The sequence below is a fragment of the Blautia sp. OF09-25XD genome, assembly GCF_003482095.1.
GTDB classification, from domain to species: domain Bacteria; phylum Bacillota; class Clostridia; order Lachnospirales; family Lachnospiraceae; genus Fusicatenibacter; species Fusicatenibacter saccharivorans.
The window spans coordinates 1-26,174 of sequence record NZ_QUMG01000020.1; the positions used below are offsets into that span (position 1 = coordinate 1).

The 26,174-nt window shown below is 49.3% G+C and carries 22 protein-coding genes, 3 tRNA genes, 1 rRNA gene and 1 pseudogene; 23 read left to right on the forward strand and 4 right to left on the reverse strand.

Going from position 1 to position 26,174, the window contains the following annotated elements:
• The 14 genes and pseudogenes from DXA93_RS14570 to pepT form a co-directional block, all read left to right on the forward strand.
• Positions 1-213 (forward strand): 23S ribosomal RNA (locus DXA93_RS14570); the annotation flags it as partial.
• Positions 214-467: 254 nt separating this feature from the next.
• On the forward strand, positions 468-1,166 hold the full coding sequence (locus DXA93_RS14575) for an ABC transporter ATP-binding protein (RefSeq protein ID WP_117802463.1): 699 nt from the start codon (positions 468-470) through the stop codon (positions 1,164-1,166).
• A gap of 14 nt (positions 1,167-1,180) precedes the next feature.
• A complete protein-coding gene (locus DXA93_RS14580) occupies positions 1,181-3,511 on the forward strand; it encodes an ABC transporter permease (protein ID WP_118594571.1) in 2,331 nt (776 codons plus the stop codon).
• 210 nt (positions 3,512-3,721) lie between these two features.
• Positions 3,722-5,049, forward strand: a pseudogene (locus DXA93_RS20720) (MATE family efflux transporter).
• A 149-nt stretch (positions 5,050-5,198) separates the two neighbouring features.
• Positions 5,199-5,897 (forward strand): response regulator transcription factor, encoded by a 699-nt coding sequence (locus DXA93_RS14590; protein WP_022462401.1) that lies wholly within the window; start codon positions 5,199-5,201, stop codon positions 5,895-5,897.
• A gap of 25 nt (positions 5,898-5,922) precedes the next feature.
• The gene (locus DXA93_RS14595) at positions 5,923-7,020 is read left to right on the forward strand and encodes a sensor histidine kinase (RefSeq protein ID WP_070103249.1); all 1,098 of its coding nucleotides are present in this window, start codon (positions 5,923-5,925) and stop codon (positions 7,018-7,020) included.
• Positions 7,017-8,681: a hypothetical protein gene (locus tag DXA93_RS14600; RefSeq protein ID WP_119208626.1), complete on the forward strand. Its 1,665-nt coding sequence runs from the start codon at positions 7,017-7,019 to the stop codon at positions 8,679-8,681. The genes DXA93_RS14595 and DXA93_RS14600 overlap by 4 nt, the downstream gene beginning before the upstream one ends.
• 11 nt (positions 8,682-8,692) lie before the next feature.
• Entirely contained in the window at positions 8,693-9,562 is an 870-nt protein-coding gene (locus DXA93_RS14605) for a hypothetical protein (protein WP_119188797.1), read from the forward strand.
• Positions 9,549-10,514 carry an ABC transporter ATP-binding protein gene (locus tag DXA93_RS14610; protein WP_118594582.1) on the forward strand — a complete coding sequence of 322 codons (966 nt, stop codon included), beginning with the start codon at positions 9,549-9,551 and terminating at the stop codon, positions 10,512-10,514. Before DXA93_RS14605 ends, DXA93_RS14610 begins: the two co-directional genes overlap by 14 nt.
• 14 nt (positions 10,515-10,528) lie before the next feature.
• Positions 10,529-10,984, forward strand: a complete 456-nt coding sequence (locus DXA93_RS14615) for an ABC transporter permease subunit (protein WP_119188798.1) — start codon at positions 10,529-10,531, stop codon at positions 10,982-10,984.
• A gap of 158 nt (positions 10,985-11,142) precedes the next feature.
• A complete protein-coding gene (locus tag DXA93_RS14620) occupies positions 11,143-11,403 on the forward strand; it encodes a hypothetical protein (RefSeq protein ID WP_119188799.1) in 261 nt (86 codons plus the stop codon).
• 17 nt (positions 11,404-11,420) lie between these two features.
• Positions 11,421-12,179 carry an arginase family protein gene (locus tag DXA93_RS14625; RefSeq protein ID WP_055228568.1) on the forward strand — a complete coding sequence of 253 codons (759 nt, stop codon included), beginning with the start codon at positions 11,421-11,423 and terminating at the stop codon, positions 12,177-12,179.
• Positions 12,180-12,258: 79 nt separating this feature from the next.
• Positions 12,259-12,570, forward strand: coding sequence for a metal-sensing transcriptional repressor (locus DXA93_RS14630; protein WP_022463104.1), 312 nt, complete (start codon positions 12,259-12,261; stop codon positions 12,568-12,570).
• A 16-nt stretch (positions 12,571-12,586) separates the two neighbouring features.
• Entirely contained in the window at positions 12,587-13,804 is a 1,218-nt protein-coding gene (gene pepT / locus DXA93_RS14635; RefSeq protein ID WP_055217684.1) for a peptidase T, read from the forward strand.
• Positions 13,805-13,927: 123 nt separating this feature from the next.
• Here the strand turns inward: pepT and DXA93_RS14640 are convergent.
• Positions 13,928-13,999 (reverse strand) — tRNA-Glu (locus tag DXA93_RS14640).
• A 53-nt stretch (positions 14,000-14,052) separates the two neighbouring features.
• Positions 14,053-14,124: transfer RNA gene (locus DXA93_RS14645), tRNA-Glu, on the reverse strand.
• A 202-nt stretch (positions 14,125-14,326) separates the two neighbouring features.
• Here DXA93_RS14645 and DXA93_RS14650 point away from each other — a divergent pair.
• From DXA93_RS14650 to DXA93_RS14660, 3 genes are all read left to right on the forward strand, one after another.
• A complete protein-coding gene (locus tag DXA93_RS14650) occupies positions 14,327-14,989 on the forward strand; it encodes an HAD family hydrolase (RefSeq protein ID WP_118641145.1) in 663 nt (220 codons plus the stop codon).
• A 122-nt stretch (positions 14,990-15,111) separates the two neighbouring features.
• Complete coding sequence (locus tag DXA93_RS14655; protein ID WP_117805360.1) at positions 15,112-17,037, forward strand: DNA gyrase/topoisomerase IV subunit B; 1,926 nt, start codon at positions 15,112-15,114, stop codon at positions 17,035-17,037.
• Between the two features lie 18 nt (positions 17,038-17,055).
• Positions 17,056-19,311 (forward strand): DNA gyrase/topoisomerase IV subunit A, encoded by a 2,256-nt coding sequence (locus DXA93_RS14660; RefSeq protein WP_118641143.1) that lies wholly within the window; start codon positions 17,056-17,058, stop codon positions 19,309-19,311.
• Between the two features lie 125 nt (positions 19,312-19,436).
• On the opposite strand, the gene DXA93_RS14665 is transcribed toward DXA93_RS14660, so the two are convergent.
• Positions 19,437-20,837, reverse strand: coding sequence for a citrate/2-methylcitrate synthase (locus tag DXA93_RS14665; RefSeq protein WP_118594540.1), 1,401 nt, complete (start codon positions 20,835-20,837; stop codon positions 19,437-19,439).
• Positions 20,838-21,147: 310 nt separating this feature from the next.
• On the opposite strand from DXA93_RS14665, the gene DXA93_RS14670 reads away from it, so the two are divergent.
• Positions 21,148-21,220: transfer RNA gene (locus DXA93_RS14670), tRNA-Thr, on the forward strand.
• Between the two features lie 192 nt (positions 21,221-21,412).
• On the opposite strand, the gene DXA93_RS14680 is transcribed toward DXA93_RS14670, so the two are convergent.
• On the reverse strand, positions 21,413-22,060 hold the full coding sequence (locus tag DXA93_RS14680) for an epoxyqueuosine reductase QueH (RefSeq protein WP_118594539.1): 648 nt from the start codon (positions 22,058-22,060) through the stop codon (positions 21,413-21,415).
• A gap of 110 nt (positions 22,061-22,170) precedes the next feature.
• On the opposite strand from DXA93_RS14680, the gene DXA93_RS14685 reads away from it, so the two are divergent.
• From DXA93_RS14685 to DXA93_RS14705, 5 genes are all read left to right on the forward strand, one after another.
• Entirely contained in the window at positions 22,171-22,941 is a 771-nt protein-coding gene (locus DXA93_RS14685; RefSeq protein WP_118594538.1) for an ABC transporter ATP-binding protein, read from the forward strand.
• A complete protein-coding gene (locus tag DXA93_RS14690) occupies positions 22,934-23,779 on the forward strand; it encodes an ABC transporter permease (RefSeq protein WP_117812857.1) in 846 nt (281 codons plus the stop codon). The genes DXA93_RS14685 and DXA93_RS14690 overlap by 8 nt, the downstream gene beginning before the upstream one ends.
• 16 nt (positions 23,780-23,795) lie before the next feature.
• The gene (locus DXA93_RS14695) at positions 23,796-24,092 is read left to right on the forward strand and encodes a hypothetical protein (protein WP_022463012.1); all 297 of its coding nucleotides are present in this window, start codon (positions 23,796-23,798) and stop codon (positions 24,090-24,092) included.
• Positions 24,089-25,027, forward strand: a complete 939-nt coding sequence (locus DXA93_RS14700; protein WP_118594537.1) for a DNA/RNA non-specific endonuclease — start codon at positions 24,089-24,091, stop codon at positions 25,025-25,027. The genes DXA93_RS14695 and DXA93_RS14700 overlap by 4 nt, the downstream gene beginning before the upstream one ends.
• Before the next feature lie 71 nt (positions 25,028-25,098).
• Positions 25,099-25,992 carry a recombinase family protein gene (locus DXA93_RS14705; RefSeq protein WP_147398226.1) on the forward strand — a complete coding sequence of 298 codons (894 nt, stop codon included), beginning with the start codon at positions 25,099-25,101 and terminating at the stop codon, positions 25,990-25,992.
• Positions 25,993-26,174 lie beyond the last annotated feature (182 nt).

Genomic DNA, 26,174 nt, shown 5'->3' on the forward strand with positions numbered 1-26,174 from the left:
GGTGTACCGGTTGAACCGCCAGGTTCACGGCCGGGTAGCCAAGTCGGGAAGGGATAAACGCTGAAGGCATCTAAGCGTGAAGCCCCCCTCAAGATGAGATATCCCATTCGAAAGAAGTAAGACCCCTTGAAGACGACGAGGTAGATAGGGCAGGGGTGGAAGTGCCGTAAGGCATGGAGCTGACTGTTACTAATCGGTCGAGGGCTTGACCTGAATGGTTGTGTTCACAAAAAATGGAATGATAGATGTGTAGTGTATGCGGTTTTGAAGGTATATCGGAAAAACCATCGGAGAGATCCGATGGTTTTTTACTGTTAAAAAATAAAAGAAAGAGCGCTGCTAATGAGAAAAAATACTCATTAACAGCGCTTTTCATTTCACAGAAAAAGCAGTATTATGGGGTTAGAAGAGTCTAACACAAAACAGACTCTTACACACTCAGGAAAAAAGATGCAGGGAGGAAAGTTATGTTTCTTGAGATTAATAACCTGAAGAAGAGTTTTGGAACCGGTGAAAGCCGTGTGGAGGTCTTAAAGGAAATTCAGTTTTCTGTGGAAAAAGGTGAAATCTGTGTTCTCCTCGGTCCATCCGGTTCCGGTAAATCGACACTGTTGAATATTATCGGCGGAATCGACGAGGCGGACAGCGGTTCGATCGTGATTGAAGGCGAAAAAATTGAGGATATGAATGAAAAAACGCTGACACGGTATAGACGAAAACATTTAGGATACGTTTTCCAGATGTACAATCTGATTCCAAACCTGACGGTGAAAGAAAATATGGAAGTTGGCGCATACTTAAGCGATCATCCGCTCGACATCAACGATCTGTTAAAGACACTGGGGCTCTATGACCACCGCGACAAGCTGCCGAACCAGCTCTCTGGCGGTCAGCAGCAGCGTACTTCAATCGGAAGAGCTATCATCAAAAATCCAAGCATTCTGCTCTGTGATGAGCCGACAGGTGCACTCGATTACCATACTTCAAAAGAAATTTTGAAGCTGATCGAGGACGTCAATCAGAAGTACGGCAACACCGTCATCATGGTAACACACAATGATGCGATCAAAAACATGGCGGACCGCGTGATTCGTCTGCGCGACGGCCAGATCCGTAAAAACTACGTCAATGAGACCAAAATCGCCGCCGGCGATCTGGACTGGTAAAGCGGGGTGGAAGTATGAAAAATCCATTACGAAAACGCCTGCTGCGGGAACTGAAGAACGATATTGGAAAATATCTCGTTATTTTTCTGTTTATGACGGCGACGATTGGCTTTGTGTCCGGTTTTCTCGTTGCGGATGAGAGCATGCTGTATGCTTACGATGAAAGCTTTGAAAAATACAACGTGGAAAACGGAAATTTTACAACAGAACAGAAGCTCACCGACAACCAGAGAACACGGCTGGAAAAAGAGAAGGTAACGATTTACGAGAATTTCTATAAAGACGAAGATGCCGACACGGATCTGGATTCGGAACCAGAGAGCACGATCCGTCTTTTTAAAAACAGAACAGAGGTCAATCTGGTCTGCCTGATGAAAGGCGAAATGCCGCAGCAGAAGGATGAAATTGCAATTGACCGTATGTATGCGGACAATAATGACCTGCAGGTCGGTGATGTGATCTCGGTTGATAAAAAAGAACTGACGGTTACCGGTCTTGTGGCACTTTCGGATTACAGTGCGCTGTTCAGCAATTCGAGTGACATGATGTTCGATGCGGTTAAATTCGGTGTGGGAATCATGACCGAAGAAGGGTATGATGCCATTACCGATGACCATATCAAATACTGCTATTCCTGGAAATATGATACGGAACCGAAAGATGAAAACGAGGAAAAAGAATGGTCCGATGATTTCGTCGAGGTTCTGGCGGCTCATTCCTCGCTGACGGGTTATCTGCCGCGCTACGGCAATCAGGCAATCAAATTTACCGGCGACGATATGGGCGGTGACAAGGTGATGGTGGAGGTACTGCTGTACATCCTGATTGCCATCATGGCGTTCATTTTTGCAGTTACGACAAACAATACGATTGTAAAAGAAGCGTCGGTGATCGGAACGCTGCGCGCATCCGGCTATACGAGACGGGAACTTCTGCTGCATTATCTGTCCCTGCCGGTACTGATTACGATTTTGTCGGCGGTGATTGGAAATATTCTGGGATACACCGTGTTTAAAGATATCTGCGCCGGTATGTATTATGGAAGCTACAGTCTGCCGACATATCAGACGCGGTGGAATGCCAATGCATTTCTGCTCACGACCGTAATTCCGGCAATTCTGATGTTTGTGATCAACGCGGTGCTGATTTCCGGCCGTCTGCGTCTGTCACCGCTGCGTTTTCTGCGCCACGATTTTGCAAAGAAAGGAAAAAGCCATGCGGTGCGTCTTCCGAACTTCCGGTTCTTCTCGCGGTTTCGTCTGCGGATCCTGCTGCAGAACAAATCGAGTTACTTTACCCTGTTTCTCGGTATCGTATTTGCCAATATTCTGTTGCTGTTCGGTATGATGATGAAACCGCTGCTGTCACATTACCAGACGGAGGCGGTGGAAAATATGCTGGCAGATTACCAGTATATTTTAAATGTTCCGGATCCGATCGATGAGGATGATGAGTACACGCTGATGGGAATTGTGCAGAAACTTCTGACGCCATCGCTGAAGACAAATACGGAAGGCGTGGAAACGTTTGCTCTTACATCGCTGAAAAATATTCCGAAAAACCGGGAGGGCGAGAGCATTTCGGTATATGGAATTCAGAAAGACAGCAAATATGTTTCCGCTGAACTGTTTGAGGACGGCGTGACGATTTCCGACGGTTATGCCGAAAAATATGGAATGAAAGTCGGCGATACACTGGAACTGAAAGAGCCATATGAGGACAAAACGTACAGCTTTGAAGTAAAAAGCATTTATGCCTACCCGGGAGCCCTTGCGGTATTTCTGCAGATGGATGTCTTCTGCGAGGAATTCGATCATCCAGAGGACTACTTTAACGGCTATTTCTCTAACGAGCCGATCACGGACCTGGAGGAATCGTATATCGCGACGAAAATTACGGAAGATGATATGACAAAGATTTCACGGCAGCTCAATGTGTCGATGGGAGAAATGTTCCAGCTGATCAATGTTTTCTCGATTGTACTGTTCATGCTGCTGATTTATCTGCTGACGAAGCTGATCATCGAGAAGAATACGACTTCGATTTCGATGGTAAAGATTCTCGGCTACGAGAACAGGGAAATTTTGAGTCTGTATTTGACGGCGACAACCTGGGTTGTGATCGTCTCAATCGGTGTCAGCCTGATCATTGCCTCCGCGCTGATCCGCCAGATTTATGTCATTATGCTTTCCGAGTACAGCGGCTGGCTGACATACTATATTGATCCGGCAATTTACGGAAAAATGTATCTGATGGGCCTTGCGGCGTATGCTGTTATCGCTGTGCTGCAGTTCCGCCACATCCAAAAGATTCCGATGGACGAGGCACTGAAAAATGTAGAATAAAAAAAGTTACAGGAGAAATCTTGACAAGCCCGGGCAAAGTGTGGTATATTGCTCTCAAACTTGGTGTGGATTTTTCAACTTGTAATAAAGTTCTTTTCGCCACGCAATTATCGAAAGCAGATAATTGCGTGGCTTTTTTTGTGGCAATGGAGCAAAGTCCGTGCCTGCACGTAAGCCCACCAACAGAAAAGATCACAAATGGAGGTAATAATGAACGAAAACTTTATGAAAGAAAAGCCAGTATTTCCACTGCTGGTTTCGATGGCGCTTCCAATGGTAATCTCGATGCTGGTCAATTCCTTATATAACATTGTGGACAGCTTCTTTGTCGCACAGATCAGCGAAGATGCCATGACGGCGCTCTCCCTGGTTTATCCGGTACAGAATTTTGTAAATGCCGTTGCCATCGGTTTTGGAATCGGACTGAATGCGGTGATTTCGTATTATCTGGGAGCGGGTGACAAAAAGGCAGCCGGCTGTGCTGCAACACAGGGCCTTGCCCTTACCATGCTGCATGCGGTTATTTTAACGATCGGAAGCCTTCTGGTCATCGAGCGTTTCCTGCGGATGTTTTCTTCTTCCGAAACTGTCATCGATCTTGGTGTCCGGTATTCACGGATTATCTTTCTGTTTACCATAGCAATCATGGCAAACCTTTACTTTGAAAAGGTTTTCAGGCAGTCGGCCGGATGAAAGTGACGATGACCGGTATGATGGTCGGCTGTATTGTCAACATCATTCTGGATCCGCTCATTATTTTCGGAATCGGACCGTTCCCGCGTCTTGGAATTGAGGGTGCGGCGCTTGCAACCGGCATCGGTCAGGTGACACCGGTCGTGATTTACTGGATCATTTACAAGATCCGCCCGATTTCGGTCAAAATCCATCCGGAATATTTAAAAGAAGGAAAAAATCTGGTCGGAAGACTGTATGCGATCGGCGTCCCGGCGATCCTGAACCTGGCGCTGCCGTCTCTTCTGATTTCCGCACTGAATGGAATCCTGGCCGTGTATTCCCAGAGCTACGTTGTCGTGCTCGGCATTTACTACAAGCTGCAGACGTTCATCTATCTGACAGCAAACGGCATTGTACAGGGCATGCGCCCGATTATCGGCTTCAACTACGGCGCAGGCGAGCATAAGCGTGTGCGGAAGATTTATGAGATCACCCTGATTATGTGTGCGGTGATCATGCTTATTGGAACCGGCATCTGCCTTGCCATTCCGGAACAGCTGATCGGACTGTTCAGCAGCAATCCGGAGACCATCCGTCTTGGCGGACAGGCACTGACACGCATCAGCGCGGGCTTTTTGATTTCGGCAGTTTCCATCACATCCTCCGGTGCGCTGGAGGGACTCGGAAAAGGTGGATCTTCCCTGATCATTTCCCTCTGCCGAAATGTCATTGTCATTCTCCCGGCAGCTTACCTGCTGTCCCATCTGGGAGGCGGCGTTTTCGTATGGCACGCCTTCTGGATCACAGAGGTCATTTCCGCAGCGGTTTCTCTTGTGGTATACCGCCGCGCAGTACGAAGATAAAAAATATAAGAAGAAAAGAAAAGCGGCCTCTTGTGGAAGGCGGCTTTTCTTTTTATAATAGATAATACAGACGTAAGAATTAAGTAAAGATTTTTTTGAATATTCATGGTACCATTACGGTAGTTAAAAACAGAGAGGATGGAAACGACGTGGAAGAAACAAATATTTTAGTTGTGGATGATGAAAAAGAAATCGCGGATCTGCTGGAAATTTATCTGATCAGCGATGGATTTCAGGTATTAAAAGCGTACAGTGCAAAAGAGGGACTCCGCATTCTGGAGGAGAAAAAAATCGACCTGGTGCTGCTCGATGTGATGATGCCGGATATGGACGGTATTGCGATGTGCCGCCGCATCCGGGAGACGAACAACATTCCGATCATCATGGTAAGTGCCAAAACGCAGGATATCGACAAGATCGTCGGTCTGTCAACGGGAGCAGACGATTACGTGGCAAAACCGTTCAATCCGCTGGAGCTGATGGCGCGTGTAAAATCCCAGCTCCGCCGCTACCGCGAACTGAATCCGTCGAAGCCGCACGAGCGCCAGGAAGTGATTTCCTTAAAGCATCTGGAAATCAACAAGGTAACCCATCAGGTTGTCTGCTACGGAGAAAGCATCAAGCTGACACCGATCGAATTTGATATTCTGTATCTGCTGGCCTCCAACCCGGGCCGCGTGTTCGGTACAGACGAAATTTTCGAGCGCGTCTGGCATGAAAAATTCTATGAGGCGAACAACACGGTTATGGTACATATCCGCCGTCTGCGCGGAAAAATGAAAGACGACACAAGAGAAGATAAGATTATTACAACAGTCTGGGGAGTGGGATACAAAATTGAAGCCTGATTTTATAAAAAACTTCAGCCAGAGGATGGTCTTTGATCTGATTGTAAGTGCACTTGTCACGGTGCTTGTAGTGACGCTTACCGACGGGATTCTGACCTTTTTCGGCAATGGACTGATGAACATCGGTTACCGGAGCGCCTGGATCGGACCGGGAGGCCTCCGCCCATCGGTGCGGACGATGATTCTGACGGCGGCTGCGCTGCTTTCGTTCTGCCTGACCTTTTATTTCCTGATGCGCGAAACCATCCGATACATTGGGAAGATTCTGGAAAAGGTAAAGGAGATATCAGCAGGGGATTTTGATCATCCGATCGAGGTAAAGGGAAATGACGAGTTTTCTGTGATGGCGGAGAACTTAAATACGATGCAGCAGAATATCAAGGAAATTATGGAACGGGAACGGATCGCGGAGCATACGAAAAACGATCTCGTCTCATCCGTGGCACATGACCTCCGTACGCCGCTGACTTCGATTATCGGCTATCTCGGCTGGGTGCGCACGCGGACGGATCTGGATGAGGAGACGAGAAATCATTATATCGATATTGCCTATCAGAAAGCACTCCGTCTGGAGCAGCTCACGAACGAACTGTTTGGATTCGTCAAGCTGGAGCACAAAGAGATGCAGCTGCATCTCGGAAAACTTGATCTGGTGCAGCTGATGGAGCAGATGCTCGACGAGATGACGCCGTCTTTTGTGAAAAATGAGCTTCAGGTGGAATTTCTGCATGCGGAACATGCGATTTTTCTCGAGGCGGACGGTGAGCTGCTGGCACGGCTCTTTGGAAATCTGCTGAACAATGCTGTCAAATACGGAAAAGAGGGAAAACAGATCCGCGTCTCAATGGAAAAAGAGGGCGAATATGTGGTCACGCGTGTCATTAACTACGGACGGATCATTCCAAAACAGGAACTGGATCATATTTTCCAGAAATTTTACCGGACAGAGCAGTCGAGGAGCCGCGATACCGGCGGGACGGGACTTGGACTTGCGATTGTACAGCAGATTGCGGAACTGCATCACGGACAGGTGCGGGTAAAAAGTGATCTGCAGGGAACCGTCTTTGAGGTGGAACTGCCGGTCGGAATGCCAAAGGGGAAGAAAGAGGACGAAAAGCGATGAACAGGAAAAGAAGAAGCAAAATCTGCTGTCTGTCCGGTATTTTGCTGCTGATTCTGCTTCTGGCGGGAGTTCAGAGGGTGTCTGCGATGACAACGCGGACAGAACTTTATCAGAACACGCCGTCGGATGGCGGAAGAAGCGACGGGAAAGAAAAGCAGCTTCTTGCCAACAGCTACGCAGGGGAATACCAGATTGATTTTTCTTATGGATTCGAAGGAAACTATCAGGATGGGAATCACGTACCGATTCGTGTGACAATCACAAATGAGAGCGCTGTTGAATTTGAAGGATACTTTGTTTTTCAGATAAAAAACGCCGCGGAATCGATTTACCGCAGAAACAGTGGAGAAGGCATTCTCTCAAAACTGTTTTTGGGGGTCAAGCGGTCGGGCGATGGAAGAAACAGCCTTTTTACGTACCGTTTTCCAATCTATATTCCGGCGAACGGAACCGTTACAAAGACTTTTTCGGCAGGGCTTCTGGTGGAAAATACGTCTTTTTGTGTCCTGTGCCTGGAGAACAGCCAGAGGGACACGGTGTACAGTCGGGAAGAAACGATTTCGAGTGAAGGCTTCTTCCAGTCCAAGGTGGAAGTCTGCGTTGTGGAAGAAGAAACTAATTACGGGCAGCAGCTGAATGGAGTTACGCTGAACGACGGGATTTATGAGGTGGAAGCTGCATCTGTCCGGGCAGAGGAGCTTGTCGGGCTTGCGGAGTCGTATTCGCCGGATGTGCTGATCCTTCTGGAGCAGTCAAAAGAAGAACTGGATGAGACAATCCAGAAAGAAATTGATCTCTGGCAGGCAGAGGGAGGTCTTCTGATTACCTTTTCGGGAAACGAGACATTTGCGGAAAGCCAGCGCAGTGCGTTTAAAGAAGCGCCGGTAGATTTTCTGAAAAATATTCTGGACGAAGAGACCACCAGCCGCCTTCTGGCAAAACGAAATACGAATTATCAGAAATACTATACGATTTCCGATCTTCTGGAAAACACTAGGATCCGGAACCGTCCGAATACGGTGCTGTACGGCGGCCTGATTCTGGTCTATCTGGTTCTGGCAGGGCCGGGATTGTATTTCTTTTTGAAAAAAACAGGAAAACGTCAGTATCTCTGGGGGGCGATCTGTGCCTGCTCGGCCGTCTTTGTTATGCTGATCAGTCTGTTTGGCCAGAGCACGAGGCTCAAGGCCCCGGTGCTGACGTATGTAAGAGAAATCTGGCAGTACGATACATACCAGAAAGATTACATTAATTTCTGTGCACAGGCGCCGTACAATGCTTCCTATGAGCTGTATCTGGATCCGTCCTACGATCTGGTGACGTACAACCGTATGGACTATATGTCCAACAGCACGGCACAGCCGGAAACGGAGGATGCGGAATATGAAAAGACGGAGATCAGTTTCGGAGAACAGAAAAACAGGGCAGAAATTTCCAATCAGGCTGCATTTGCCCTGAATGAGTTCGGCATGCAGCGGATGGAAACGCTGGACGAAGGCGAAGGACTGAAAGGCACGTTTCATTTCTGGGATCAGAAGATCAGCGGAACCGTGGAAAATAAGACAGGCTATGATCTGGAGAGCTGTGTGATCGCCGTTCCAGGTTACTGTGCCTCATTGGAGACATCAAAAACGGGGAGACGATCACGCTGGATGGAATAGAAGCGGACAGCGTGCGGGATTTCGGAAATTGGAGTGCGGCAGAAGATCTGCCGGAGATAGAGAAAAATTATCTGGACGGCGTCATCTATAATCACATGCCGAACCGGAGTGACAACTGCCTTTTCTTTGGAAAGCTGGCAGGCAATGACGATACGTTCCAGCTTGACAGCGGATACGAAGCGTATGGAATCTCGTATTACTATCAGGAAGTGTTTGTGGACATGAAAGAGGCCGGCGTTGTGTACTGTCCGTATGCGCAGGAGTACAGCGGATGGGACGGCGGAAACACGGTAAGCTTTGAAATGGGACCGAATTCCGGCGGAATCTCGGAAGAGGAAACAGAAGTAACGTATTATCTGAACGGTGTCTTTGAAAACAACAACATCTGGTGTCTGTATGGAATGTATGCTAAAGGCGTGATGCAGCCGGATTCCGAGGGAATCTATGATCCTGCATTCTGGCCGTATGCGATGACGGCGTTAGAAGATAAGATCCAGGCGGCAGAAACCGGCGGGGGAGGAAAACGGGGAACCATTCTTTCGCTTGCTTTCGAGAAAGCCCGCACGGAGGATGGGACCAAGATCCGGAATTTCAATGGAATCATTGAGCTGTACAATTTTCAGACGGGAACGTATGATGAAATTTCCGACTGGGAGATCGATTTTGCGAGTGATCCGGCGCTGGAGGCGCAGTATGTGAATGCGGACAACCAGATCCGTGTGCGGTACCGTCTTTCCGAAGAGGAAAAGGGAGAAGAGTATCATGAAAATTATGGATACTATGAGGCACCGAATCTGATCGTAAAGGCGAAAGAGATCCCACCGGAGCAATATCTGGAGAACCTGTTAGCGGAGGAGCCAAATGCCGATACTGAAAATTGAGAAACTGACCAAAAAATACGGAAAAACATATGCCCTGAACGGTCTTGATATGGAAGTAAAAAAAGGCGATATTTACGGCTTTGTCGGACCGAACGGTGCGGGAAAAACAACGACGCTGCGCATTATTTCAGGGCTTTTAAAGAGCGACGGCGGCGATCTGTGGCTGGACGGCGTGCGGACGACAAAAAATATTCTGAAGCAGAAAAGCCTGATCGGCTTTGTGCCTGATTTCTTTGGCGTTTATGAAAACTTAAACGTGATAGAGTATCTGGAATTTTTTGCCGCATCGTATGGAATTTACGGGCGGGCAGGAACCGTCCGTGCGCGGGAAGTGCTGGAGATGGTCGAACTATCGGGAAAAGAGGAGCAGATGGTGGATTCGCTCTCAAGGGGCATACAGCAGCGGCTCTGTCTGGCGCGCGCGATGATCCATAAACCGAAGCTTCTGGTGCTGGACGAACCGAATTCCGGTCTGGATCCGCGTTCGAGAAAGGATTTTCAGCTTCTCCTGCAGCGATTGGCGCGGGAGGATTATACGATTCTGATCAGCTCCCATATTCTTTCGGAATTAGCAGATCTGTGCACCAGCATCGGTGTCATCAACGGAGGTGTCATGGTACAGCAGGGAAAGCTGGAAAACATTATGCTTGCGGTCGACAGCTCCAATCCGCTGCGCATCACTGTGCTGAACCAGGTGCCAAAGGCGCTGGAACTATTGCGGCAGGATCCGCAGGTCAGCCGCCTTTCTGTGGATGAAAACAAGATTGCGGCCTGGTTTTCGGGAAGCCGGGAGGAGGAGGCGTATCTGCTGCAGAAACTGGTGGATGCCGGAATCCTTGTGGTTTCATTTGCACGGGAACACAACAGCCTGGAGTCCCTGTTCTTTCATCTGACCGGGGAAACGGAACAGAAGAGCCGAAACACAGAAACGTTCGGAAACACGATCGGATAAGGAGGGAACGAAACGTGCGGTTAAATCCTGTATTTGAAAAAGAAATGAAGCGGAACTCGCGGTCATCGCGGATTTCCTGGATTATTTTTGTCTGCAATCTGCTGCTTGCCGTGGTTGCGTTTGTCTGCTATTTCGGGGAGAGCAGCCAGCTTGGCTATCTGGCACCGGTCAGCTACAGCGTTCCGATGAACTGCTATATTCTGATGACGTATCTTCTGTTTATTCTCGTTGTCCTTTCGGTTCCGGCGGTTGCGGGAGGAAGCATTTCGCTGGAGCGTGAGAAAAAAACGCTGGATGTGCTGCTGACGACGAACCTGAACCCGTGGAGAATCATTACGGGAAAGCTGGAGGCATCGCTTGGCGTTGTTCTGATACTGACGGTTTCGGCACTGCCGGTGCTGTCCCTTGTTGTGGTGTTCGGCGGTATCGGCCTTGGCGGACTGCTTCTGATGGCGGGAGCCTTCTTCTGACCGGGATTTTTGTCGGCAGTATCGGCATTTTCTGTTCGGTTGTTTTTAAGCGGACCACACTGGCGACCGTTCTTTCCTATGTCATTGTCGTTTTTCTGGTCGTAGGAATATGCGCCTGCACGGGGCTTGCCTACTACGCAGGACTGCTGCAGCAGGAGATGACGGCAGCTTATCAGCAGATTGATGTAGGAGGTGTAATTTACCTTCTTCTTTTCAATCCGTTTACCTCGTTTGCGGGGATCATCAGCCGCCAGCTTGGGAATGGAAGAGAGATGGAACAGCTCTGCTATCTGCTTGGAAATTACGGACAGAATCCGCTGATCCATTATCTGCCGGAGGCGAGTGCCGTTCTGCAGCTTCTGATATCAGCCGTTCTTCTTGTGACGGCGGGAAGAAAGCTGAATCCATTAAATAAATAACAGGAGTAAAAGAGAAGATGAAACCATTTTGTTTTAGCCTTTCCGGAATTTATGAGTCCGAAGGATATGCCTGGGAGCAGGCGGGAAAGATCTGGGATCTAAGAGAGCTCCGGGGAACTGACGGTTATCTCGATCCAGAGACGGAGCAGTTTCTGGAAGCGGAACTTGGCCGAAAAAAAGAAACGAAAGAGCTGCCGCGGATCCGCCTTCTGGATTCCGGCAATTATCACTATATGAGCAAATTGCTGCTGGGACTTGAAAAAGAAGATTTGTTTTTAGCCGTATTCGACCACCATACCGATATGCAGCCGCCGGCGCTTCTTCCGGTGCTCTCCTGCGGTTCCTGGATCCGGGATGCTGCCGGGGCGTATCAAAACATCAAAGGAATCTGTGTGATCGGCCCGCCGGAGGCGTCGGTGCGGGAGACAGAAGCGATGGAGCATGTCTGGTTTGTGACACAGGAAGAGCTCGACGACGGAAGCGGAGCGGCGAAGATCAAAGAGATTTTTGCATCCCATGCGGGAACATTTCCGGTATATCTGTCGGTCGATAAGGACATTCTGTCAAAGGAGGAGCTTGATACGAACTGGGATCAGGGAAATGTGCGTGTGGATGAGCTGCTGTCCCTTGCAAAGGACTGTCTTGCGGGGAGAAAGGTGCTCGCGGTCGATCTCTGCGGAGAGCCGTCGGCGAACGCGCCGGAGGCGGAGTGCAGCGCGGCAAGTCTGGTAAACCAGAAGCTGTACGGCGCGCTTGCGGCAAAAATCGAAGATTGACAAAGTCTGGGCAAAAGAGTATCATAAATTCATACCCAGACGGGGTATATAGAGTGACGGAACACAAGGAGGAAACCTCATGGGTGAATGTTGTACACACTGCAGTGAATGCGACCGGAAAAAAGTGCGGGACGAAAAAGAATACAAAGATCTGATCCACCGTCTTTCGAGAATTGAAGGCCAGGTGCGCGGAATACGGGAAATGGTGGAGAGCGACCGCTACTGCGTCGATATCCTGACCCAGGTATCCGCGATCCAGTCTGCATTAAACAGCTTCAACAAGGTACTGCTTTCCAGCCACATCAAATCCTGCGTTGTGGAGGATATCCGGCAGGGAAAAGAAGGCGCCGTGGATGAGCTCTGTAAAACCATCCAGAAGCTGATGAAATAAGAAGGAGAAGAAGAAAATGAAAGCATATGAAAGATTACTGAATTATGTTAAAGTGCCGACACCGAGCAATGAGAAGAGCGGAACCCATCCGTCTTCCGAGTGTCAGAGAGTCCTGGCAGACCAGCTTGCAGAAGAAATGAAAGCGCTCGGTGTATCGGATGTCCGTGTAGAGGATAAATGCTACGTCTATGGAAAAATTCCGGCAACAAAAGGATACGAAGGAAAGACAAAACTGGGATTTATCGCACACATGGATACGGTATCTGATTTTGCAGATCATGCGGTAAATCCGATCGTACATGAAAATTATGACGGAAAGGATCTGAAGCTGGCTGACAGCGGAAGAACACTGGAGGTTTCGGTATTCCCGCATCTTCCATCCCTGGCCGGCAGAACGCTGATCACAAGCGATGGAACAACGGTGCTCGGTGCAGACGACAAGGCGGGCGTGGCAGAGATTATGACACTGGCAGAAGCCCTTCTTGCCGGAGAAATCCCGCACGGTCCGATTTCCATCGGATTTACACCGGATGAGGAGATCGGTGAAGGCCCTGACTTTTTTGATGTTCCAGGCTTTGACGCGGAGTTTGCCTATACCGTGGACGGCGGCACAGAGGGAGAAATCGAATTCGAAAACTTCAATGCAGCCGGAGCGAAATTCACGGTGACCGGATTTAACATCCACCCAGGCGGAGCAAAAGACACGATGATCAATGCAATCGCTGTTGCAAGCGAGATCCAGTCTCTTCTGCCGGAAGCAGAGTCCCCGAGAAATACCGAAGGATATGAAGGCTTCTATCATCTGACCAGTATGTCCGGCGATGTGGCACATGCCGAGTCCGAGTACATCATCCGTGATCACGATGCAGAGAAATTTGCAGCAAAAGAAGAGAATCTGCGCCGGATTGAAAAAGCAATGAATGAAAAATACGGCGAGGGAACGGTAAAACTGGAGATCAAAGAGCAGTACCGCAACATGGCTGAGAAGATCCGTCCTTGCTACCATCTGATTGAGAATGCCGAAGAGGCAGCCAGAAGAGCCGGCATGGAGCCGATTGTTCTTCCGATCCGCGGCGGCACAGACGGCGCACGCTTAAGCTTCATGGGTCTGCCGTGCCCGAACATCGGAACCGGCGGATATGCATGCCATGGACCGTATGAGCACATTACCGTTGAGGGGATGGAAAAGACGATGGCAATGCTGAAAGAACTGGTTAAGATCTACGCAGAATAAAAGAGTTGTCAGAAAAAAGGAAAAGTCCGGCAGAAAACTGCCGGGCTTTTTTACTGGCGTTTATGATAGGAAGAAAAAAATCAGCACAGCAAAAAACGGAGCCATGCAGGCTCCGTTTAAAAGCAGTTCGTAGGGGAATCGAACCCCTGTTTTCGCCGTGAGAGGGCGACGTCTTAGCCTCTTGACCAACGAACCATATGATATAGAACAGAATTTTTAAAAGAGAAGGAACTCTGTGAAACCTTCAACAGTTCGTAGGGGAATCGAACCCCTGTTTTCGCCGTGAGAGGGCGACGTCTTAGCCTCTTGACCAACGAACCGTACTCGCTTATAATACACGATGTCTGGAGAAAATGCAAGTGTTTTTTGAAAAAAATTTAAAAAATTTCAAAAAGTAGCGAAATTCGCATTTTACTTGCATTTTTTACCAGTTATGGTATGATAAAACAAACAAATGTTCTAAAAACAGAAATACGTTCTAAAAAGAAAGAAAAAAGATTAGAATAGAGAAGGAGAAGACAAATGAAACAGTACAAAGGAGCCATTTTTGATCTGGACGGAACACTGCTCGACTCGATGCGGGTCTGGGATGACATCGATATTGCATTTTTAAAGAAGAGAGGACTTGAGGTTCCGCCGGATTATCAGGAGGCGATTACACCGCTCGGCTTTCTGGAGGCTGCCCGCTACACGATCAGACGGTTCGGCTTTCCGGAAACGCCGGAAGAACTGATTCAGGAGTGGCATCAGATGGCGGTCGACGCCTATACGTATGAAGTGGAGTTAAAAGACGGGGCAGCAGAATATCTCCGCTATTTAAAAGAAAAAGGAATCCGCATGGCGGTTGCTACCTCATCGAGCCCGGAGCTGTATGAGCCGGCCTTAAAGAGAAATGGGATTTATGAGTATTTTAAAGCATTTGTCACCGTCTCGGAAGTAAAGCGCGGCAAGGGCTTTCCGGATATCTACGAGAAAGCGGCTGAAAAGCTGTCTCTTCCGCCGGAAACGTGTGTGGTATATGAAGATATCCTAACGGGAATCCGCGGCGCCAAAATGGGCGGATTTGCGGCTGTGGGCGTGTATGACAGAAGCGGGGAAGGAAACCGCGCAAAGATGGAGCAGGAAGCAGACCGCTACGTGACTTCTTTTAAGGAGCTGATGAACGGAGGAGATTCTTTCTTCTAAAGAAAATCTTGCTATTCCGGGAAGAAAAATGATATAATAAAATACTGTGCCCCCAAAATGGGACAGACAGAAGTATTTTTAAGAGAAAAAGACAGTAACACATAAGTGAGGATAGAACAGTTATGCCAAAAAAAGAAACGTATGATGCCAGCAGTATTTCCGTGCTGGAAGGTCTCGAAGCAGTGCGTAAGCGCCCTGGTATGTATATCGGAAGTACCTCGCGGAAAGGCCTGAATCATCTGATTTATGAAATTGTAGACAATGCGGTGGACGAGCATCTTGCGGGCTACTGCGACACCATTCACGTAACACTTGAAGCAGACGGCTCGGCGACCGTGACCGACAACGGCCGCGGAATCCCGGTCGGCATGCATGAAAAAGGCGTTCCGGCGGAGCGTCTCGTTTTTACAACCCTGCACGCCGGCGGTAAATTCGACAACAATGCGTACAAGACAAGCGGCGGTCTGCACGGTGTCGGTTCTTCGGTTGTCAATGCGCTTTCTACCTATCTTGACGTACAGGTCAGCCTCGGCGGCTGGGTTTATCACGACCGCTACGAACGAGGTGTTGCCGTACAGGAACTCGATGAGGATGGGCTGCTGCCGAAGATCGGAAAAACGAAGAACAGCGGAACCCGCATCAACTTCCTGCCGGATCCGGAAATCTTTGAGAAAACACGTTTTTCCGCAACAGAGGTCAAAAGCCGTCTTCATGAGACTGCATATCTGAACCCGGCGCTTACCATTTATTTTTCCGATCTGCGCGATGGAAAAGAGGAGCACCTGACGTATCACGAGCCGGACGGCATTGTTGGTTTTGTGCGCGATCTGAATAAGAATAAAGAGGCAATCCACGATCCGATTTATTTCAAAGGGGAATCTGAGGGCATTACCGTAGAATGTGCGTTCCAGTATATCAACGAATTCCAGGAAAACGTGCTCGGCTTCTGTAATAATATCTACAACGCTGAGGGCGGTACCCATATTTCCGGTTTCAAATCGACCTTTACGACGATTATGAACAGCTATGCCAGAGAGATCGGTGTCTTAAAAGAAAAAGACAATAACTTTACGGGATCGGATATCCGAAACGGTATGACCGCTGTTATTTCGATCAAGCACCCGGATCCGCGGTTCGAGGGTCAGACAAAAACGAAGCTGGACAACCCGGATGCGGCAAAGGCCGCCGGAAAAGTAACGGGCGAGGAGATTCCGCTGTATTTCGACCGCAATCTCGAAGTGCTGAAAAATGTTCTTGCCTGCGCTGAGCGATCTGCCAAAATCCGCAGAAGCGAAGAAAAAGCCAAGACGAATATGCTGACCAAGCAGAAATATTCGTTTGATACGAACGGCAAACTGGCAAACTGCGAGAAAAAGGACCCGTCGCTGTGCGAGATCTTTATCGTCGAGGGAGATTCTGCGGGCGGTTCCGCAAAGACGGCGCGTGACCGTAATTTCCAGGCAATTCTGCCGATCCGCGGTAAGATTCTGAACGTAGAGAAGGCTTCTATTGATAAAGTTCTGGCAAATGCCGAGATCAAATCCATGATCAATGCATTCGGCTGCGGCTTTTCCGAGGGTTACGGCAACGACTTCGATATCACAAAGCTCCGTTACGATAAAATTATCATCATGGCAGATGCCGATGTCGACGGTGCGCATATTTCAACGCTGCTGCTGACACTGTTCTACCGTTTCATGCCGGAGCTGATCTACGAGGGACATGTCTATATCGCGATGCCGCCTCTTTACAAGGCAATGCCGTCCCGCGGAAAAGAAGAGTATCTGTACGACGACAAAGCACTGGAAAAATACAGAAAGACACACAAAGAAAAATTTACGCTGCAGCGCTACAAAGGTCTTGGCGAGATGGACCCGGAGCAGCTCTGGGAGACGACACTGAATCCGGAGACGAGACTTTTGAAGCGTGTGGAGATCGAGGATGCCCGTATGGCCTCCGATGTGACGGAAGTACTGATGGGAACCGAGGTTCCGCCGCGGAAAGCATTTATTTATGAGCATGCAACCGATGCAGAGCTGGATATTTAACAGGAAGGACAAAGGAAGATGAAAGAAAAATCAGAAGATCAGATTATACGGACCGAATATTCTGAGGTCATGCAGAAATCTTATATTGATTATGCGATGAGCGTCATCATTTCCCGAGCGCTTCCGGACGTGCGGGACGGTTTAAAGCCGGTACAGCGCCGTACTCTGTATGACATGTATGAGCTCGGCATCCAGTACGACAAGCCGTTCCGAAAGTGCGCGCGTATCGTCGGCGATACGATGGGTAAATACCATCCGCACGGCGACAGTTCCATTTACGATGCTCTTGTCGTAATGGCACAGGATTTCAAAAAAGGGCAGCCGCTTGTGGACGGTCACGGAAACTTCGGGTCGATTGAGGGTGACGGTGCCGCTGCAATGCGATATACCGAGGCGAGACTGCAGAAAATTACACAGGAGGTCTATTTAAAGGATCTCGACAAAGACGTTGTCGATTTCGTACCGAACTTCGACGAGACGGAAAAAGAGCCGTCTGTTCTGCCGGTGCGCGTGCCGAACCTTCTGTTGAATGGCGCAGACGGTATCGCTGTCGGTATGGCAACAAGCATTCCGCCGCACAACCTGTGTGAGATTGTGGATGCGGTCAAGGCCTACATGAAAAACAACGACATCACCGTCAAAGGTCTGATGAAATACATCAAAGGACCGGATTTCCCGACCGGCGGTATTGTCGTCAATCAGGATGACCTGCTGTCGATCTACGAAAAAGGTGTCGGAAAGATTAAAATCCGCGGAAAAGTGGAAGTGGAGAAAGGCAGAAACGGAAAGCAGTATCTTGTGATCACCGAAATTCCGTACCCGATGATCGGTGCGAACATCGGAAAGTTCCTGAACGATGTGGCGGGGCTTGTGGAGAGCAAGAAAGCGCCGGAAATCGTCGACATTTCCAACCAGTCCTCGAAAGAAGGAACACGCATCGTGCTCGAACTGAAAAAAGGCGCGGATGTGGAGCGGATCACGAATCTGCTGTACAAGAAAACACGTTTGGAAGATACGTTCGGTGTCAACATGCTCGCCGTGGCAGATGGAAGACCGGAGACGTTAAGCCTTAAACAGGTGATCGAGCATCACGTTGATTTCCAGTTTGAAGTGGCAACCCGCAAATACCAGAACCTTCTCCGCAAAGAGATGGAGCGCCGCGAGGTGCAGGAAGGTCTGATCAAGGCATGCGATGTGATCGATCTGATCATTGAGATCCTGCGCGGAAGCAAGACACAGAAGCAGGTCAAAGAGTGTCTGATTATGGGAGTGACCGATGGTATCCGCTTCAAATCAAAGTCAAGTGAGCGTATGGCAGCACAGCTCTGCTTTACGGAACGCCAGGCAACGGCGATTCTGGAGATGCGTCTGCAGAAACTGATCGGACTGGAAGTGGAAGCACTCTTAAAAGATCATGAGGCGACTGTGGCGAAGATTACAAAGTACGAGGATATCTTAAATCATTACGACTCGATGTCGGAAGTTATTATGGAAGATCTGACGCAGATAAAAAAAGAGTACGGCCACAAGCGGAAAACGGCGATTGAGAATGCTGAGGCGATTGTTCTTGAGGAGCTGAAGGTCGAGGAGATGGATGTTGTCTTCCTGATGGACCGCTTCGGTTATGCGAAGACGATCGATACGTCTGCTTACGAGCGGAACAAAGAGGCTGTGCACAACGAGAACAAATATGTGTTCCAGTGCAAAAACACCGATAAGATCTGCGTCTTTACGGATCTTGGCATGATGCACAGCATCAAAGTAATGGACATCCCGTATGGAAGATTCCGTGACAAGGGAACGCCGATCGACAACCTTGGAAATTACAGCAGCCAGAAGGAGCAGATGATTTACGTCGATGCACTGGAAAATATCAAGAACAATAAGCTGCTGTTCGTCAGCGCGGCCGGTATGGTAAAACTTGTCGATGGATCCGAGTTTGATGTCGTAAAACGAACGATCGCGGCGACGAAGCTTTCATCCGAGGAGGACCGTCTGATTCTTGCCGAGGTCTGCCAGGAGCAGGAGTATGTGGTTCTGCAGACGAAAAACGGTGTCTTCCTGCGCTTCCTTACGAGTGAAGTGCCGGAGAAGAAAAAAGCAGCCGTTGGTGTGCGTGGTATCCGTATGGCAGAGGACGACGCGGTAGAGCATGCGTATCTGCTGGCAAGCCGGATGGATTACACGATCACGTATCACGACAAAGAGATTTCTCTGACAGCGAAGATTAAGCTGGCAAAACGAGATACCAAGGGAACAAAGATCCGGGTATAACGCAGAGTTTTGTTTATAACCATGAGAAGCACGCTCCGCGGGTTTTTCGAGAGATCACTTGGCAATAAAAGGACACCTGCCCGATACCAGAATGGTACGGGCAGATGTCCTTTTTGCATAATTTTTTAGTTATTTGAAAAACTGTGGGAAGTCTTTCTTGGGGTTCTTCTTTCAATGGCAACGTACGGACGATGATGACCGACATATTTATAAGCCGGACGGATGATCTTTCCTTCGTTGACAAGCTCTTCGATCCGGTGTGCGGACCAGCCGGAGATACGGGAGATAGCAAAGATCGGGGTGTAGAGCTCTTTTGGAAGGCCAAGCATTGCGTAGACGAAACCGCTGTAGAAATCAACATTTGCACAGACTGGTTTGAGCAGACGGCGCTTTTTGGCGATACACTCGCCGGCAATGCGTTCTACAGACTCATAGAGAGCAAATTCTTTCTCGCGGTGCTTCTCAGCGGAAAGCTTCTTTGCATATTCTTTCAGAATCACACAACGTGGATCGGACAGGGTATAAACAGCATGGCCCATACCATAGATAAGACCGGTTCCATCGAATGTTTCACGATCAAGCATTTTGGTCAGGTAGGTGCGCAGTTCGTTTTCGTCTTCCCAGTTTGTAACATTCTCTTCAATATTTTCAAACATCTCCATAACCTTCAAGTTGGCACCGCCGTGGCGCGGTCCTTTTAAGGAACTTAAAGAAGCCGCAACAGCAGAGTAGGTATCGGTTCCGGAGGAGGAGACAACGTGTGTCGTAAATGTTGAGTTATTTCCGCCGCCGTGGTCTGCGTGAAGAATTAACGCAACATCGAGAACCTTTGCCTCCAGAGCAGTGTATTCTCCATCCGGGTGAAGCATCTGCAGAATGTTTTCAGCCATCGACAGCTCCGGTTTCGGATTTCGGATGATCAGGTTCTGGTTTTCGTGGTAGTGGCGGTATGCATGGTAGCCGTAAACGGCGATCAGCGGCATTTTGGCGATCAGACTCAAAGCCTGGCGGAGGACGTTCGGAATGGAAATGTCATCCGGCTTTTCGTCGTAGGAATACAGGGTCAGCACACAGCGCTGCAGAGTATTCATCATGTTTTTGCTGGTTGCCTTCATGACAACGTCGCGGACAAAAGTGTCCGGCAGCTCGCGGTAGATACTTAAAATTTCGTTGAAATCATTTAACTGCGGTTCTGTCGGAAGAGAACCGAACAGAAGAAGATAGGTAATCTCTTCAAAACCGAAGCGTCGTCCTTCCATACCTTTGATCAGATCTGCGACGTTATAGCCCTGAAAATAGAGACGGCCATCGGTCGGAACTTTTTCGCCGGTGCGCTCATCAATATCGAAGCCGATAACATCGGAAATTTCGGTCAGGCCGGTGAGAACACCTTTACCGGTGGAATCACGCAGTCCCCGTTTTACATCGTACTCAGTGTATAAAGATAAATCAATCTTTCCGGAATCTTTCGTATACTCTACAAGCTGACTGAGCTTGTCTTCCAGATTATCGTATTGCATGGTCATGACAACAGCCCCTTTCTTCCTTTAGTTAAAAACTATACTTACTTTTTTGGCGGTTGTCAATGCTTTTCTTTCAAAATACATTAATTTTTATAAGGAAAAGTGATGGTTTTCCTTAATTTTGAAAGCAAGGACAAAGTTTATGCATAAAATTTGCGTCAGGGATGTGAAAACAACAAGGATGAAAACGGCAGGAAATCAGTGGGGCGGAACAAATTTTAGAAAAAGATTCATAAATTTCAAAAAAATGCTTGCAATTTCAAAAAAATACGGTATAATAATGATTGTGTCATTCAGAAAATGAATTTCACAGGCCGAAATAGCTCAGCCGGTAGAGCACTTCACTCGTAATGAAGGGGTCGTCAGTTCGAATCTGATTTTCGGCTTATTCTTTAGAAACCCGCAGGACGTAAGGTTCTGCGGGTTTTCTGGTATCATGAGAAATATGACAGAAATACGAACGCCCTTTGCAGGAAAAAGATCTGCTGCAAAGGGCGTTTGCTGTTACAAGTTTCAGGAAAATCAGTTCGTACAGCATATCCTGACGGAGCTTTTGGCCGGACACTTCAAAGAGCACATCAGCTGTTGCCATTTTCCTGTGCTGCCACCCGTGCGTCGCGTTCCCGGCGGGAAAAGACGCAGCCGCAGTAGTCCTGGCGGTAGAGGCCGTATTCGTGGGAAAGTTCGATGGAACGCTGGTAGCCGCCCCGTTTCTTGAAATCTGAATTGAGATATGGGATCCTGTATTCGGCGGCAAGCCGTTCTCCGATTTCATTCAGCTTTTCCGCGTTTTTCAGCGGGCTGATGGAGAGGGTTGTTGTAAAATAGTCGAGTTTGAGCTGCTTTGCCATTTCGGCCGCTTCGCGGAGCCGCATTTCATAGCAGACAAAACAGCGCTCGCCGCCCTCCGGCACATTTTCCATCCCGCGTGTCAGCTCATAGAACCGGTCAGAATCGTACGGTCCGGGGCAGAAGGAAATCGGATGCACGGCGGGAAGAGAATGGATCAGACGCTGCTGTTCCTCCACGCGGTGCTCGTACTCCGTCGGTGGATAGATGTTGGGATTATAGTAAAAGAGCGTAATGGAAAAATACTGCGACAGATATTCCAGCACGTAACTGCTGCACGGCGCACAGCAGCTGTGCAGCAGCAAGGTCGGAACTTCACCGTGAAGTCCTGCAATCTTCGCATCCAGCTCCTTCTGGTAATTTCTTTTATTGGTCATAATGTATCTTCAAACCTCCTGGTATCTTTCAATCCTTTCTATTATAGCCTCAGCGCGGCTGGGATGCAAGCTGCATATGATATCTTATAGATAGAGGAGGATGCAAAAAAATGGATGATCAAATCCTGTCATTAGAGCATATATCACTGTCCTATCACACCATGAAAGGAGAAACACCGGCGCTGTGCGATCTGACCTTTTCGGTAAAACCGGGGGAATTTGTTGCTCTTGTCGGACCGAGCGGCTGCGGAAAGAGCACGATCCTGAACTTGATTTCCGGTCTTTTAAAGCCGGAGGCGGGAACTCTGCTGAGCCGCGGACGGCCGATCACGGAGGCGGATCTCCATATCGGCTACATGCTGCAGAGAGACCACCTGTTTGAATGGCGGACCATCTACAGCAACGTTCTGCTGGGCCTTGAGATTTCGCGCACGCTGACACCCGAGCGGAAAGAAAAAGTTGGGGAGATGATGGAGACATACGGCCTGAAATCCTTTTCCAATGCCCGTCCGTCCGAACTTTCCGGCGGTATGCGGCAGAGGGCGGCACTGATCCGTACACTGGCGATGGAGCCGGATCTTCTGCTGCTTGACGAGCCGTTTTCCGCTCTCGACTACCAGACGAGGCTGAACGTCTGTGATGATATCGGAAAGATCATCAAAAAAGAGGGAAAGACAGCAATTCTCGTGACACACGATATTTCGGAGGCCATCAGCATGGCGGACCGTGTGATTGTTCTGGCGGCACGGCCGGCATATGTGAAAAAAAAGATTCCGATCCGGTTTGCGATGGAGGAGCGCACGCCGATGAAAGCGCGCAGTGCGCCGGAATTTAAAACGTATTTCAATGCCATCTGGAAGGAGCTGAATGAAAATGCGTGAGCAGGCAAAAACGCCGGAGAGCAGCTTTCAGAGGGCGTATCTCCGGCAGAAAAAAAGAGAACGGGAGCAGGTGCGGGTGTTTCGGGCTTTGCTTCTCGTCAGTTTTCTGGTATTATGGGAGGTGGCGGCGGATCTGAGATGGATCGATCCGTTTATCTTTTCCAGCCCTGTGCGGGTGGGAAAAACGTTCGTGACCCTGCTGACGGAGCAGAACCTTCTGCGCCATATCGGGATCACGGTGTATGAGACGGGAATCAGCTTTCTGCTCGTCTCGGCACTTGGCATGGCGTTCGCTGTGCTTTTGTGGCTCTTTCCGCGCTTTTCTGCGGTGATGGAGCCGTACCTGGTAGTCCTGAACAGCCTGCCGAAATCGGCGCTCGCCCCGCTTCTCATTGTGTGGATGGGGGCAAACGTGAAAACGATCATCACGGCCGGCATTTCCGTTGCGATATTCGGCTCGGTGATCAGCATTTACAGCAGCTTTCAGGGTGTGGAGCCGGATATGCTCCGCCTGATTGCAACACTCGGCGGAACGAAGAAGGATATGCTGTTCCGCGTCGTGCTGCCGTGGTCGCTTCCGGGGCTGCTCGCCGTGTGGAAGGTCAACATCGGCCTGTGCCTCGTCGGTGTTGTAATCGGAGAGTTTATCGGGGCAAGAGAGGGGCTTGGCTATCTGATTATCTACGGCAGTCAGGTGTTCAGATATGCACACGCAAGAGAAGGGAGGATGACAGATGATTGGAATCGTATGTCTGGAAGAACGAAGAGGAATGCAGTTTGGCGGACGACGCGTTTCGCGGGACCGCGTGGTAACGGAAAAAATCTGCGAACTGTGTGAGGGGAAAACGCTCTGGATGAATCCGGCTTCGGAAAAGCTGTTCGCGGAGCAGAAGGAGAGTGGGAAGGTAACACTTCAGGCGGCGGCAGATTTTCTGGAGCAGGCAGGCGAAGGAGAATACTGCTTTGTGGAGAATACGGGACTGCAGGCTGTGGAAGCGAAGATAGAGAAAATCATCGTTTTCTGGTGGAACCGGCATTATCCGTCTGACCGGAAATTCGACCTGGATCTTTCCAAATGGAATAAAGTGTCCGAGGAGGAGTTTGCAGGCTATTCCCATGAGAAAATAACGAAAGAGGTATATGAGAAATGAAAAAACCAAGAAAACAGCTTCTGCTGCTGGCGGCGCTTCTTGTTCTGACACTGACCGGCTGTGAGGCGCAGGATCTTCTCTCGACGGAGAGAGCAGATTCCGGTTCGGAGGTTACGGCCGCTTATACGATGACGGAATCCCAGATTACCGATCAGGCACCGACGGCCGTTTCAGTTCTTGATGTTTCGGAGTTTTCCGGTGAACCGTATGTCGTTTTAAACGGAAATGAGCCGGATTTTACCGATGAGGAAAAGACGACCGAGTCGTACGAGCATTACAGCAATCTGGACAGCCTGGGACGGTGCGGCGTGGCAGAGGCGAATATCGGCCAGGATCTGATGCCGACGGAGAAGCGCGGCGTGATCGGCCAGGTAAAGCCGACGGGCTGGCATACGGTAAAATACGATCAGGTGGAAGGTAAATATCTGTACAACCGCTGCCATCTGATCGGATACCAGCTGACCGGTGAGAATGCAAACGAGAAGAATCTGATCACTGGAACACGTTATCTGAATGTCGAGGGCATGCTGCCGTTTGAAAACATGGTTGCCGACTACGTCAAAGAGACCGGAAACCATGTGCTGTACCGCGTTACACCAATTTTTATCGGGGACAACCTTGTAGCGGACGGTGTGGAGATGGAGGCACTTTCCATGGAAGATGACGGCGAGGGCATTTCCTTCCATATCTTCGCATACAACAATCAGCCGGGCATCTCAATTAATTATGCAACGGGAGACAGCACGTTAAGCGAAAGCAGCGGAACGATGACGGATCAGCAGGAATATGTCATGAACACATCCAGCATGAAATTCCACCTGCCGTCATGCTCCAGCGTCAGCTCGATTAAGGATGAAAACAAGGCGACATATCAGGGACCGCGCGAGGACCTGATCGCCGAAGGCTATGAGCCGTGCGGACGGTGCAATCCGTAAAAGAAATTACAAAAAGAGGGTCGGAACTTTCCGGTCCTTTTTTCTATATAGTAAAGAGAAGCATCTGGAAAGTGAGACAGGAGATGGAAGAGGAGAAGCTGCGTGCGGTTTATTATGCAAGGTGCAGCACCGAGGAGGAAAATCAGAAGGATGCGCTGGTAAGGCAGGCGGCGGAGGCGGAAGAGGCAATCCGGGCAAGAGGATGGAGGCTTGTGGATGCCTACGTGGAGAGCCGCTCCGGTACGAGCCGGAAGGGCAGATGGGAATATAACCGCCTGTACGAGGATCTCGAGCAGAACAGGTTTGATGTCGTCGTAATCAAGTCGCAGGACCGCCTGATGCGGAACACGCGGGACTGGTATCTGTTCGCAGACCGCTTAAACTGCGCCGGAAAGCGGCTGTATTTTTATCTGGAGAACACATTCTATTCGCCGGAAGACGCGCTTCTGACCGGCATTAAGGCGATTCTGGCGGAGGAGTACAGCCGGGAGCTGAGCAAGAAGATGAATCTGGCGCACCAGAAACGGCAGCAGAATAATGGAAAGCCGGTGCTGACCTCAAAAAGTTATGGTTACCGGCGGACGGCAGACGGAGCGATTGAGATCATCCCGGAGGAGGCCGCAGTGAAGCGCCGTATGTACGAACTCTGTGCAGACGGTCTCGGCGGACGGAAAATTGCGGCGGTTCTGGCAGCGGAGGGCGTCCGCAGCCGCGCCGGAAAACCATTCTCTGGAACAGACATTATCCGCATGGTGCGGAATCCCATGAATAAAGGCACCGTAGTCATGAACAGGAAGCATTACGATTTTAACACCGGAAAAACGCTCCCTACACCGCCGGGCGGGCAGTACGTCTATGCGGGGAAAATTCCTGCTATCGTCTCTGAAGAGCTCTGGATAGCGGCAAATCGGGCGGCTGACGAGCGTCTCTGCCGCAAAAAGGTGGGCAAATCTGTTCAGACTTGACTGGGTAATCCTGTCCATCCTGATTCTCTGCCTCGTTGCGGCAGGATTGTACGGCATCTTGGGCTGGCTGGAAAAAAACTACACAAAACGCCGAAATTCGGGAAAGTAGGTGATTTGACTTGCAAAGGAAGGTTGGATGCTTGTATAATAATGCATGATAATTTAAAAAACTTACAGGAAAA